This window comes from Haladaptatus sp. AB643 (genome assembly GCF_024136975.1).
Classification (GTDB): domain Archaea; phylum Halobacteriota; class Halobacteria; order Halobacteriales; family Haladaptataceae; genus Haladaptatus.
The window spans coordinates 74,486-86,655 of sequence record NZ_JAMYJW010000015.1; the positions used below are offsets into that span (position 1 = coordinate 74,486).

11 protein-coding genes are annotated in these 12,170 nt (G+C 62.7%); 9 read left to right on the plus strand and 2 right to left on the minus strand.

Translation table 11 applies throughout. The annotated features are described in order from the left end of the window. Positions 1 to 48: 48 nt before the first annotated feature. Together NKF25_RS21960 and NKF25_RS21965 are read left to right on the plus strand one after the other, a co-directional pair. On the plus strand, positions 49 to 231 hold the full coding sequence (locus tag NKF25_RS21960; protein ID WP_253228773.1) for a hypothetical protein: 183 nt from the start codon (positions 49 to 51) through the stop codon (positions 229 to 231). 20 nt (positions 232 to 251) lie between these two features. After that, positions 252 to 473, plus strand: coding sequence for a hypothetical protein (locus NKF25_RS21965; RefSeq protein WP_253228774.1), 222 nt, complete (start codon positions 252 to 254; stop codon positions 471 to 473). Positions 474 to 551: 78 nt separating this feature from the next. Here NKF25_RS21965 and NKF25_RS21970 read toward each other — a convergent pair whose 3' ends face one another. After that, on the minus strand, positions 552 to 2,525 hold the full coding sequence (locus NKF25_RS21970) for an ABC transporter substrate-binding protein (RefSeq protein ID WP_253228775.1): 1,974 nt from the start codon (positions 2,523 to 2,525) through the stop codon (positions 552 to 554). A gap of 101 nt (positions 2,526 to 2,626) precedes the next feature. On the opposite strand from NKF25_RS21970, the gene NKF25_RS21975 reads away from it, so the two are divergent. The 3 genes from NKF25_RS21975 (at position 2,627) to NKF25_RS21985 (ending at position 5,700) form a co-directional block, all read left to right on the plus strand. Further along, positions 2,627 to 3,472, plus strand: a complete 846-nt coding sequence (locus tag NKF25_RS21975; protein ID WP_253228776.1) for an SDR family NAD(P)-dependent oxidoreductase — start codon at positions 2,627 to 2,629, stop codon at positions 3,470 to 3,472. A gap of 75 nt (positions 3,473 to 3,547) precedes the next feature. Further along, positions 3,548 to 4,531: a GNAT family N-acetyltransferase gene (locus tag NKF25_RS21980; RefSeq protein ID WP_253228777.1), complete on the plus strand. Its 984-nt coding sequence runs from the start codon at positions 3,548 to 3,550 to the stop codon at positions 4,529 to 4,531. Then, positions 4,528 to 5,700 carry an anhydro-N-acetylmuramic acid kinase gene (locus tag NKF25_RS21985; protein WP_253228778.1) on the plus strand — a complete coding sequence of 391 codons (1,173 nt, stop codon included), beginning with the start codon at positions 4,528 to 4,530 and terminating at the stop codon, positions 5,698 to 5,700. Before NKF25_RS21980 ends, NKF25_RS21985 begins: the two co-directional genes overlap by 4 nt. A gap of 535 nt (positions 5,701 to 6,235) precedes the next feature. Here the strand turns inward: NKF25_RS21985 and NKF25_RS21990 are convergent. After that, positions 6,236 to 6,916 carry an HAD family hydrolase gene (locus NKF25_RS21990; protein WP_253228779.1) on the minus strand — a complete coding sequence of 227 codons (681 nt, stop codon included), beginning with the start codon at positions 6,914 to 6,916 and terminating at the stop codon, positions 6,236 to 6,238. Positions 6,917 to 7,011: 95 nt separating this feature from the next. On the opposite strand from NKF25_RS21990, the gene NKF25_RS21995 reads away from it, so the two are divergent. Genes NKF25_RS21995 through nagZ form a run of 4 tightly spaced genes read left to right on the plus strand, consistent with a single transcriptional unit; the run spans position 7,012 to position 12,163 of the window. After that, complete coding sequence (locus NKF25_RS21995; RefSeq protein WP_253228780.1) at positions 7,012 to 8,058, plus strand: serine hydrolase domain-containing protein; 1,047 nt, start codon at positions 7,012 to 7,014, stop codon at positions 8,056 to 8,058. Positions 8,059 to 8,111: 53 nt separating this feature from the next. Further along, the gene (locus tag NKF25_RS22000; RefSeq protein WP_253228781.1) at positions 8,112 to 9,287 is read left to right on the plus strand and encodes a hypothetical protein; all 1,176 of its coding nucleotides are present in this window, start codon (positions 8,112 to 8,114) and stop codon (positions 9,285 to 9,287) included. Positions 9,288 to 9,335: 48 nt separating this feature from the next. Next, positions 9,336 to 10,502 (plus strand): DUF1343 domain-containing protein, encoded by a 1,167-nt coding sequence (locus NKF25_RS22005; RefSeq protein WP_253228782.1) that lies wholly within the window; start codon positions 9,336 to 9,338, stop codon positions 10,500 to 10,502. A 5-nt stretch (positions 10,503 to 10,507) separates the two neighbouring features. Beyond that, positions 10,508 to 12,163, plus strand: coding sequence for a beta-N-acetylhexosaminidase (nagZ, locus tag NKF25_RS22010; protein WP_253228783.1), 1,656 nt, complete (start codon positions 10,508 to 10,510; stop codon positions 12,161 to 12,163). The last annotated feature ends 7 nt before the right edge of the window (positions 12,164 to 12,170 follow it).

Below are 12,170 nucleotides of genomic sequence, written 5' to 3' on the forward strand. Positions count from 1 at the left end.
GATTGTCTGGAACGGACCATTCATTACGGTCCTCGACGAGGGAACGATATGACACTCCTCAACCGAGTTCTCGACGTATTCGGACGCGGGGGCGACGATGACGCCGAAACGTACCAGTGTATCAGGTGCGGCGAGACCTTCGACCGCGAGTACTACGAGTGCCCCGCGTGTGGCGTGCAACACGGCGTCGCGCGTGTCGACGGAGGGTCGGACGAAACGTTTAATTCCTGATGAACGAGTGACCCGAACGAATGTCCCACAGGTTGACCCTCTTCGATTACGTCTGCTCGAACGCGGATAAGTTCGCGCTGTTGCTGGCCTTCGAGTGTCTCGCCGGTCTCCTCTCGCTCGCGCTCTTCTTCGGTTCCGAACCCGGAACGTCCCAACACGTCGTTTCCATCCTGAACATCGCGGGTGCGAGCGTGCTCGGGGCCGCGACGGCGGCGATTCTGCTGAAGTGCTACCGTACGTGAAAAAATAGCCACGTGGGTGACGGTTGGTGTGATGGTCGATACCGCCGTGACGACACGAGACCGATGGCGACGGTTCGCCTACTTCGTCTTGGCGTTGATGTGTCCCTTCATCAGGAACTCCATCGAGTTGGTGTAGTGTTCGTTCTTCGTCTCCTTTGCGTGTGGGTGGTCGTCCACCTTCCCGGTCGGGAAGTCGAACTTGTCCTCGTTGCCCCAGTACGCCCGCGTCTCGTCGTAGAATCCGATGTGAGGAACCTGCCAGTTCGTGTACCACATCAGCTTCCGGGTGAACTTCTTGACCTCCTTCGTGGACTGGGTCTGGGACATGATGTTGTCCCACTTGACGGGGTAGAGCGTCTGTTTCGCGCCGCCGTTGCCCATCTGGCCGACCTTCGTCGGATACTTGGGACGGATAGGTTGGTTCAGCTTCTTGCTCCGGTTCTGCGTGAGGTCCGGCGTCCGGCGGTCCACCTTACAGGACTTCGTCGGTTCCTTCGCGTCCACGACTTCGTCGAACTTCCCGATTCCGGCGACGCTGAGGGTAGAGTACGCGTTCGCCGGGTGTGAGGTGTCCGAGAACCAGTTGACCATGTCGAAGTCGTGCGTGTCCGTCCAGCGCTTCCAGAAGCCGCTGCTCGACGGGATGATGAGTTTGTTTCCGAAGCCGAACTCCTTGAGCTTCGGGCTGACGTAGTTCCCGATGGTCTCGTAGATGTTCCACGGCGGCGTGAGGTAGGTGAGTCCTTTGACCTCGTCGCCGCTCGAATCGGCCCAGTACTTGCCGTTCTTCGAGTACCCGGCGTCCTTGAGCACTCTCTTGGCTTTCTGGGGTTCGGAGTTGCGACCGTATCCGATGAGTTTGTTCCGGAAGCCCTCGCCCGCCCACTGGTTCGTCGCCTTCGTGGACATCCCGGTGACGGTGTCGCGCGGTTTGTAGTTCAACCCTTGCGTGCTCTTGATGACCTGCACGAGTTCGTCGTGGTCGAGGAGGTATGCGATGGCCCGACGAACGGGGCGATGTGCGAGGTGCTTGTTGTTCCAGTTCATCGAGAGCTTCACGATGCTGGAGGTGGGAAACCGATTGAACACGTCCACCTTGCTGTTCTGTTTGGCCTGATTTATCGTCTTGTCACCCATGTCGAGTTGCCCAGCATTGAGCGCCTGTATTGCCTTTTGCTTCTCGGAGATGAGATGCCAGTTGAACGTCTTCAGGTTCGTCCAGTCGGCGCGCGGGTGATTCTCGTACTTCTCGTGGACGGCGTTGGTCGGCGAGAGCTGTTTCGGTTTCCACATCCCGCAACCGAGGCCCTTGTCCACGAGGTCGTTCAGGGTGATCGTCGTCGACGTCAGGTCCTTCGTCACCTTCTCGACGGCGCTTTCGCCACCGGCGTCCTCGTACTGTTCGAGCCACGATTTGAAGTAATCGTGCTTGACGACGGTGGTGAAATACGGAGTCGCCGTCTTCTGGAGCGTGGGATTGGCCGGTCCCGACAGGGTGTGTTTGAGCGTGTGTTTGTCGACGACTTCCCAACTGTCGTCGGTGTTCTCCGGGCCGTAGCTGGCTTTGTAATCGCTGATGAGCTGTGCGGTGTGGACGTCCTGTGCGGTCACCGGTTTTCCGTCCCACCACGTGTAATCGTCCTTGAGTTTTATTTCGACCTCACAGCCGCCTCCCTTGAGGTTGATCTCGTCCGCGAGCCAGTAGATCGGGTCCCCGTTCGCGTTGGGGTACACCAGCGACTCCCACCACATGTAATCCATCCAGTACTCGGTGTTCTTGGTGTCCGTGAAGGGGTTGATGTTGGAACTACTCGGCTGCCAACTGACCGGCGCGCGCATGTTCAGTTCCGTCGTGACCGGCGAACCGCCGCCGTCGGTCCCGTCCGAACCACCGTCGGTGTTCGACATCGTGACGTCCTGGTCGTTGGGATTGTCGCCTGCACAACCGGCCAATCCCGCTATCGTCGCGCTGCCGCTGAGCGCCATCCACTGGCGACGTGTCAGCCGACTCCCATCGGGCTCGCCGCTAGAACCGTGGTTGCTGTTAACCATACTCGATTCGATATTAAAATGAACACAGAAAAAGGTTTGGGTTAGTGACTGTCCGGCGTGTGAACCCAAAACCGTTTGTACCCGGACGACAGGTGGGAGATATGGCTTTCAGTGCAGAGAGAAACGGCGACGTCGCCATCGTCACCGGGGCGGCGAAGGGTATCGGTCGCGCCATTGCGGAACGACTCGCGGACGCGGGAACCACCATCATCGTCGCGGACGTGGACCGGGAGGGAGGCGAGGAAACCGTCTCCCGCATCGAGGAAAATGGAGGTACGGCCGAGTTCGTCAGAACCGACGTAAGCGAGTCCGCCGACGTCGCCGCGATGGTCGAGGCGACGATGGAGCGTCACGGGAGCATCGACGTCCTCGTGAACAACGCGGGCGGGTCGTTCGACGACGGGAACGTCGCCGACGTCTCCGACGAAACGTGGGAACGGATCATCGACGTGAACCTGAAGGGGCAGTTCCTCTGCGCTCGGGAGACCATCCCCGCGATGGTCGAATCGGGCGGGGGTTCGATGGTCCACATCTCGTCCATCAACGCGAAGGTCGGCATCGGGTTAGCCTCCTACTCCGCCGCGAAAAACGGGATCATCGCGCTCTCCAGAATCATCGCGACCCAGTACGGCCGACACGGAATCCGCTCGAACGCCATCTGCCCGGGGAGCATCATCACCGATGCGTCTAGCGAGAAACTGACGACGGAGGGACCGGTTCGGGAGGAGTGGGTGAACCAGTATCCGGTCGGTCGGTTCGGCCGTCCCGAGGACGTGGCCGCCGCCGCGTTCTACCTCACGTCCGACGACGCGTCGTTCGTCACCGGCACCGAACTCGTCGTCGATGGCGGCCTCTCCGCGGGCCTCGACCAACAGTTGGAGACGATGATGTACGATATCGACGAATCGCCGACTAGAGACCGAAAACGGACGCGAAACCGAAAATAAACGCGAAACCGAAGATACTATCGAACCACGATTTTCCGGACAGAAGTATAAGTAGCCCGGCGAGAAAGCGGTGTTATGACCACCGAGTGCCGTCGCCTCACCGATTACGGACGCGTCTTCGCCGGTATCGACCGTTGGAACCGAACACATCCGGACTTCTCCATTTCCGACCGGTTGGTGTCACAGAACGTCTTCGCGCCGTTCGACGGGATGGACGTGACGGCGTGGGGCGGGTTCGAGGACGGCGAACTCGTCGCCTTCGCGCTCGGAAAACGGCTCACGGAAGCCGTTCCGGACTTCGCGGACGGAACCGTGGGGTGGATCAGTCTGTTCGCCGACAATTCCGATGACGACACCCACATCGCTTCGAAACTGCTCGCCACGGTCGAGCGGGACATGGCGGAACGGGGCGTCACCCGACTCCGATTCGGCGGTGACCCCGGGCAGTTTCTGCCGGGCGTGCCGACGGAATTCGATACCCTCCGTGAATCCCTCCGCGAAGCGGGATTCGCCCCCGACAGGACGTATTTCGACCTGAAAGGGGACCTTACGACGTACGAATCGCCGCCGCGAATTGCGGACGTCGATTCCGCGTGGACGAACCTGACGCTCGAACGCGTCGGCGCGAACACCGAACCGTTGTTCGCATTCCTGTCCGACCAGTTTCCCGGTCGCTGGCTGTACGAAGCGCGGAACTTCTCCCGGGTTCCGGGCGGTGCCGACGACTACTGGCTTCTTCGAAACGACGGGGAAACGGTCGGATTCTGCCGAGCGAACACGCCTGACTCGGGATATCGCGGCGGCAACGTCAACTGGGCGAATCGCCTCGACGGGCGCGTCTGTGGGATCGGCCCACTCGGAATCGACGAGGCGTACCGCGGCCGTTCGTGGGGTCTCTGGATGATATCCACGCTCGCCGAACGCTACCACGATGCGGGCTACGATCGTATGATCATCGACTGGACCGACCTCGTCGGCTACTACGCCAAACTCGGCTTCGAACCGTGGATCGCTTACGAGTCGTTCACGAAGGAACTCGACCGGGAGACGACGCGATGACCGAGCGCATCGTCATCGGTCTGATGTCTGGAACGTCGCTCGACGGCGTGGATGCGGCCTGTTGTCGGATTCGCGGCGATGGAAGGGACAACTACGACGTCACGGTCGAATCGTTCGTCACGGAATCCTACGATTTCGCGCTCCGAACCCGAATCGAGGCGGCCTGTTCGGACGCGGGAACCATCGCCGAGGCGTGCACCCTGAACGTCGCGCTCGGAACCGTCTTCGCGGATGCGGCCGACACGGCGGCGTCGGCCGCGGACATCGACCTCGGGGACGTTGATGCCATCGGCTCACACGGTCAGACGGTCCGACACGAGCCTGAACCGCGGAAAATGCCGGGAGGAGAGCAGCGGTTGCGTTCGACGCTCCAAATCGGCGACGGGAGCCTCATCGCCGAACGCACCGGCGTCACGACGATAGCCGACTTCCGCACCGCCGACGTCGCGGTCGGCGGCCACGGTGCGCCGCTCGTCCCGTTCGCCGACCTCGCGCTGCTCGCCGACGACGAGTCGTTCCGTATCGCCCAGAACGTCGGCGGCATCGGAAACTGCACCGCGCTTCCACCCGGCGCAGGACCGGCGGACGTGACGGCCTTCGACACCGGTCCCGGAAACATGGTCATCGACGGCGTGGTCGAACTGCTCACCGACGGCGAGCGAACCTACGACGAGGACGGGAAAACCGCCCGCGAGGGGACCGTCGATGAATCCGTCCTCGCCGACGCGATGGACGACGAGTACTTCCGCGAAGCGCCGCCGAAATCGACCGGGCGCGAACGGTTCGGCCGTGAGTACGCACGTGAGTTCGTCGCCGCCTGCCGCGAACACGACTGCTCGGACGCGGATATCGTCGCGACGGCGACTGCGCTGACGGCCCGCTCCATCGCCGATGCCTACCGACGATTCGTTTCCCTGTCACCCGATGAAATCGTCGTCTCGGGTGGCGGCGCGTTCAATCCGACGCTGCTCGACCTACTCGACGCGGAGGTGGACGCGCCGGTACGAACCATCGACGAGTACGGCGTCGGTGCCGACGAGAAGGAAGCCGTCGCGTTCGCCTTGCTCGCCGCGGCCGCACTCGACGGCGTCCCGAACAACGTCCCCGGCGCGACGGGCGCATCACGACCGGTCGTCATGGGCAAGCGCTGTCCGCCGACGGATCGATAGGGCCTGGCGACCCGTCTTTTTCCGAGTGCTCGGCGTCTCCTTTCTATCGATCGACAGCTTTCGGTACCGTCGAATCACCAGCGAGACGATTCGTCGGGGAATCGAGGTCGAAGCGGAAGGTATGTGGAGAGAAATCGTCCCGGAATCGGTTTCGGACGGTCCGAAATTCGTCACGAAAATACAGTGATGACGAACGGCGGCGAGAGGTACCGAGCGTCCCGCCGAGACCACCATTACACGCTTATGCTCGTAATGCTCTCTGTGAGCGAAAATCCATCGAACAGCCCATGTTGTTTGTTCACACCGAGTTGAGGACGGATTTCGCCCCTTCCGAATTCGGCGGGACGTGTGAATGAACGCCGAATGGTTCGAGAACGCCAAATTACGGTCGAGAACGCCTAGACAACCCGTTTCGACTGAGTCGAAACGGGTAGAGATCTACCGCTTTCGGCGAGTCCTCCGGGCTATCGAAACGAACGACAAGCGTCGACGAATAGACGTCGACGGATAAACGCCGACTGAGGAAAAGAATTCCTTACGCGGAATCCGCGACGCCCGGCAGGTCGTGGAGTTGGGTGAGCGATTCGATTTCGTATGTCGGTTCCTCCGGGAGTTCGTAGCCGTTCCGGTGTTCCCGACGGATGAAGGCCGAATCCAACCCCGCTCGGTGGGCGGCACGAACGTCACACGCGCTGTCCCCGACGTAGAGTCCGTCCGTCACGTCGAGGTCGTTCATGGCCTTCTCGATGTAGTACGTCTCCGGTTTCGTCCGGTCGAACCCCTGGACGGTCGGGTCGCGGCCGTACACCGCCTCGAACAGGTGCGCGAGGTCGAAGCGCTCCACCATGTACTCGATGGTCGCGTGCTGGTTGCTGCTGACGAGACCCATGTCGTGATGGTCGACGAGGTCGAAGAGGACCGAGCTATCGTCGTAGAGCACCCGCTCGCCGCGGTCCATCATCCCGGACTGAAGCGCCGACGCGTTCTCCTCTCGCTCCGGCCAGAACCGTGCGAAATCGATGTCGTGACGGGCACACGCTCGTCGCATATCGTCCATCGTCGCACCGGCGATGAAGGCGTTCAGGTCGTCGTCCGATGGTGAAACGCCGAACGCGCCGAACGTCGCTTCGACCGCCTGTCGATAGATCGTCGGGTGGTCCGAATGGAAGTCCAGCAGGACCCCATCCACGTCGAACAGCACCGAATCGTATGTCATTGAATACTCCCTAGCGGCGGAGAGGACAAATAGGTTATTCACCGAATTTCCGCGGACCGAGGGGTTAAGTCGATGCCCCACCCTCATCCGGCACCATGGAACGCTCGATAGACGACGGGTCGCTCGAAGCCACCCTCACGCGGGGAATGAACGAGGGTACGTATCCCGGCGCGGTGGCCGCAATCGGGTCGGCGGACGGTATCGAACGGATAGCGGTCGTGGGCGAGCGAGACCCCGAACGGGGGAAGGCGATGACGCGCGGGACGACGTTCGACGTGGCCTCGCTGACGAAACCGGTCGTGACGGCGACGACGACGCTCTCGCTCCTCGAAGCGGGCGAGATCACGTTGTCGGACGAACTCCGGCGACACGTTCCGAACCTCGACGGTCATCGACGCGGCGGAATCCGACTCCTCGAACTCGTGACCCACAGTTCCGGATTCCAACCGTACTCGTTCTCCGAGGAGTGGAGTTCGGTCGAGGACGTGTTGAACGGCCTCCGGAATCGGTCGATACTCGAAGCCGAACCCGGCAGTCGGAACGAATACAGCTGTCTCAACTTCGTCTATCTGGCCGCGGCACTGCGGGGAGCGACCGAGCGCTCGTTGGGCGAACTCGCCGAGCAACACGTCTTCGGTCCCGCCGGAATGAAGGATTCGAGCCTCGGACCGTTGTCCGATACCGGAAACGTCGCCGCGACGTACGACCACGACTACCGCGACCGGATTCTCCGCGGCGAAATCCACGACCCGCTCGGTTGGGCGATGGACGGGGAGAGCGGAAACGCGGGGCTATTCACGACGATGGACGACCTCGCGCGGTTCGCACGGGCGTATCTCGCCGCCGACGGGACGCTCCTCTCCGCGGCGACGGTCGAGCGCATGCAGGACGACTGGTTGCCCGGTCTCGACACCCGTCACAGCCTCGGGTGGCGACTCGCCGACGAGACCTACCCCGCGCCGAACTGGTCACGCGTCGGACTCGGCCACACGGGGTATACGGGAACGTCGTTGTGGCTCGACCACGACCGCGACAGGTTCGCGATTCTGCTCACGAACCAAGTGTACGACGGGAAGGGAACCGGTCTCATTCGATTCCGCGAGCGGTTCCACGCGATGGTCGCCGCCGGACGGTTCGACTGAGTTTCCCCCGCCGACCGGGCAATATTTAATACACGGCGCGAACGTTGGCTGGTATGGTCGCAGTCTGGAGTTATCCGTGGCGTCTGCTCTCTCAACAGCCCGACACGACGAGGCGTGAACTCGCCGAACTGGGCGTGACGGGCGTCAACGTCGCCGCGCACTATCACTCCATCCGAACGCTCGATCCGCGTTCCTCAGGCACGCTGTTCGAATCGTACGAGGGGGGGTGCTATTTCACACCTGACTCGAAGCAATTCACCGACACGCCCATCGATCCGCCCGTGAACGACATCGACGGTCACCCCGACCCGTTCGGGGACGTCGTCGAACGGTTGACCGACGGTGGTATCGACGTCAACGCGTGGCTCGTCTGTTTTCACAATACGAAACTCGCGTCGGAGAACCCGGAGTTTCGCGTCGAGAGCGCGTTCGGCGACGCCCACGAGCACGCGTTCTGCCCGTCGAATCCCGAGGTTCACGCGTACTTCGAAGGCGTCGTTCGCTCGCTCGCGGAGTACGATATTTCGGCCATCAACCTCGAATCGATCGGTTTCCCGAGCGTCTTCCATCCCCACGGTTCGACGTTCGGTCACGCGAAGAACCAGGTCGTCCGCGGACCGGACGAGCAACTATTGGTCTCCCAGTGTTTCTGTTCGGCCTGTCGGGTACGAGCGGCCGACCACGCCGTCGATTTCGACCGTGCCCGCGAAATCGTCCGGTCACTGGTACGTGACGTTCTCCGAACCCCGGAACAACAGGTCGGATCGCTGGCGCAACTCGCCGAGGAGGAACCCGTGCTCGCGGACCTCTTCGACTTCCGCGCGTCGGTCATCGACGACTTCCTCTCCCGAATCGCGGCGGCCAGCGGCGACGTGGAGTTGACCTACTCGGCGGCGGACGGACTCGGCCGCGACCCGAACGACGGGTGGCCAGCGGGGGTCGTCCTCGACCGGATTCGGCCGCATCTCGACCGAATCATCGCGCTCTGTTACACGGACGACCGGGACCTCGCCCGGCGGCGAGTTCGCGGGTACCGAGACGCCGTCGAGATGCCGGTCGATGTCGGAGTCACTCTCGACCCTGACGTCATCGGTTCCGAGGACGAGTGGCGGACGTTCGTCGCAGAGGTCGGTGAACTCGGCGAGGAACTCCACGTTTACAACCACGCGCTCATGGGTGAGGCCCATCTCGACTGGCTGAACGCGGCGGTCGTCAAGCCGGAGAACTAGTCTCGACTCACACGGGGTTTTTTAAGGAGATAACGCATTGCCGAAGATATGGTTACGCTCGGCGTAGAACGGTTACTGGACGACTGTCCCGAGACGGTCGACGGCGAACGCCTCGGACTCATCACGAACCCGTCCGGTACCGACAGCAACCTCAACACGACGATAGACCTCCTCGATGCGCGCGACGAGTTCGACTTGCGCAAACTGTTCGGGCCGGAGCACGGCCTGCGCGGCGACGCGCAAGCCGGTGTGAAGGTCGAAGACAGCACCGACGACCGAACGGGATTACCGGTGAAGAGCCTTTACGGCGAACAACGGCGGCTGAAACCGGAGATGGTGGACGATATCGACACCATCGTGTACGACATGCAGGACGTCGGCTGTCGGTTTTATACGCTCATCTACACGCTGGGATATGCGCTCAAGGGAGTCGCAGAAGCCGACAAGCGGATGGTCGTCCTCGACCGTCCGAACCCCGTCTCGCCGCTCCCGGTCACCGGAAACCGAATCGACGCGGAAACGTCCTCGTTCGTCGGCGGCTACGAACTGCCCATCGTCCACGGGTTGACGGTCGGCGAGTTGGCGACGTACTTCAACGGCGAGTTCGACATGGGTGCGGACGTGGAAGTCGTCGAGATGCGCGACTGGTCACGGTCGGATTGGTTCTCTGACACCGACCTCCCATGGGTGTACCCCTCGCCCAACATGCCGACACCGGGAACCGCGACGCTGTACCCCGGAATGTGTTTCTTCGAGGGGACGACCCTCTCGGAAGGACGGGGAACGACGAAGCCATTCGAACTCGTCGGCGCACCGTGGATCGACGGGGACGAGTGGGCGTCGGAACTGTCCAGTCAGGACCTGGACGGCGTCGCCTTTCGGCCAGCGTACTTCTCGCCGACGTTCTCGAAACACGAACGCGAGAACGTCACCGGCGTGCAGATTCACGTCCTCGACCGGGACGCCGTCGATCCCGTGATGGTGGGCCTGACGGTGCTCGCCTCGGCGTTCACGACGTACGACGATCCCGAGTGGATCGCCTACGACGACGAGTATTTCATCGACAAGTTGGCGGGCGGAAGCTATCTTCGGGAGACGATCGACGACGCGGACGGTTCGACCGCCCCCCGCGAAATCGCCGAAACGATCGTGAGCAGTTGGGAGGACGACCGCACCGAGTTCCTCGACGCACGGGCCGAGTACCTGCGGTACTGATAGCCATGACGAGCGCACCAAGCGAACCGGAATCACCGACATCGGCATCGACATCGACGAACTCGCCATCGAACGTCACCGGACTGGAATCGGCGGTCGCGGCCCTCTCGCTGGAGGAGAAGGTCGGCCAACTGTTCGTCGCGGGGTTCGACGGCCTCACGCCGACCGGGGAAATCGAGGAACTCGTCGCCGAACGGAATCTCGGCGGTATCATCTACTTCAGTCGAAACGTCGAATCGCCCGAACAGGTTCGAACCCTCTCACGGACGCTACAGGGGTTCGTCCCGGAGGAACTGCCACCGCTGTTCGTCACTATCGACCAGGAGGGCGGCCGAGTCGCACGCCTCTCGTGGGGGACCGAACTGCCGAGCGCCATGGCGCTCGGCGCGGCCGACGACCCGGACCTGGCCGCACGGGCCGGGAACGCCGTCGGACGGGAACTGCGTTCCCTCGGAATCGACATCGACCTCGCGCCGGTCCTCGACGTGAACAACAACCCGGACAATCCCGTCATCGGCGTCCGGTCGTTCGGCGAACGACCCGAACACGTCGCGGAACTGGGTGCCGACTTTGCGGGCGGGCTTCAAGACGCCGGTGTCGTCGCCTGCGGAAAGCACTTCCCCGGCCACGGCGACACGGCGGTCGATTCCCACCTCGATTTGCCGGTCATCGACCACGACCGGGAGCGCCTCGACGCGGTCGAACTGTTGCCGTTCCGGCGGGCCATCGAGGACGGCATCGGGGCGATAATGACGACGCACGTCGCGTTTCCGACCATCACGAAGGACGCGGAGCGACCCGCGACGCTCTCCCGAAAAGTCGTCACGGGACTCCTTCGGGAGGAACTCGGCTTCGATGGCCTCGTCCTCACCGACTGCATGGAGATGAACGCCATCGCCGACAGCGTGGGTACCGCTGAAGGCTGCGTGCAGGCCGTCGAAGCGGGATGTAACCAGATATTCGTCTCGCACACGCCGCGCAAGCAGCACGCCGCCATCGACGCCGTCATCGACGCCGTCGAATCGGGACGCATCCCCCAGGAGCGAATCGACACCGCCGTTCGGCGGGTGTTTCACGCCAAGGGGGCGTACGATGCGGGGTACGTCGGCGACGAGGAGGAGTGGGAAACCGCGGCCGCCGACTGTCAAACGGTTGCCCGAACCGTCGCGGAGCGCGGGGCGACGCTCGTCCGTGACGACGCGGACTCGCTCCCGCTTTCCGAGGGCGACCGCGTTTCGGTCTACGAGTTCGAAGGCGGCGACGGGACCATCGCCGAGGAGTCCCACGACAGCGGCGGCGAGTTCGCCTCGGCACTTTCGGACGTGGGAATGCCAGTCGATGCCACGGTTCTCAGGGACGGTGAGTCACCGGGAACAGGAGTAGAAACCGACGGCCTGACAGTGGTCTGTACATCCGACGCGGCCTCGAATCCCGAACAGGCGGACGCCGTTCACGACTTGGTCGCGGCGGGTGCGAACCCCATCGTCGTCGCGATGCGAAATCCGTACGACCTCTCGGCGATGTCGGAGGTCGGGACCTACCTGACGACGTACGACGACACACCGACCTCGCTCGCCGCCGTGGCCGACCTGTTGGTCGGCCGCGGCGAGTTTACCGGCCGACTTCCGGTGACGATTCCGGGCGTCGAAACGGAGCGATAGACGGTCG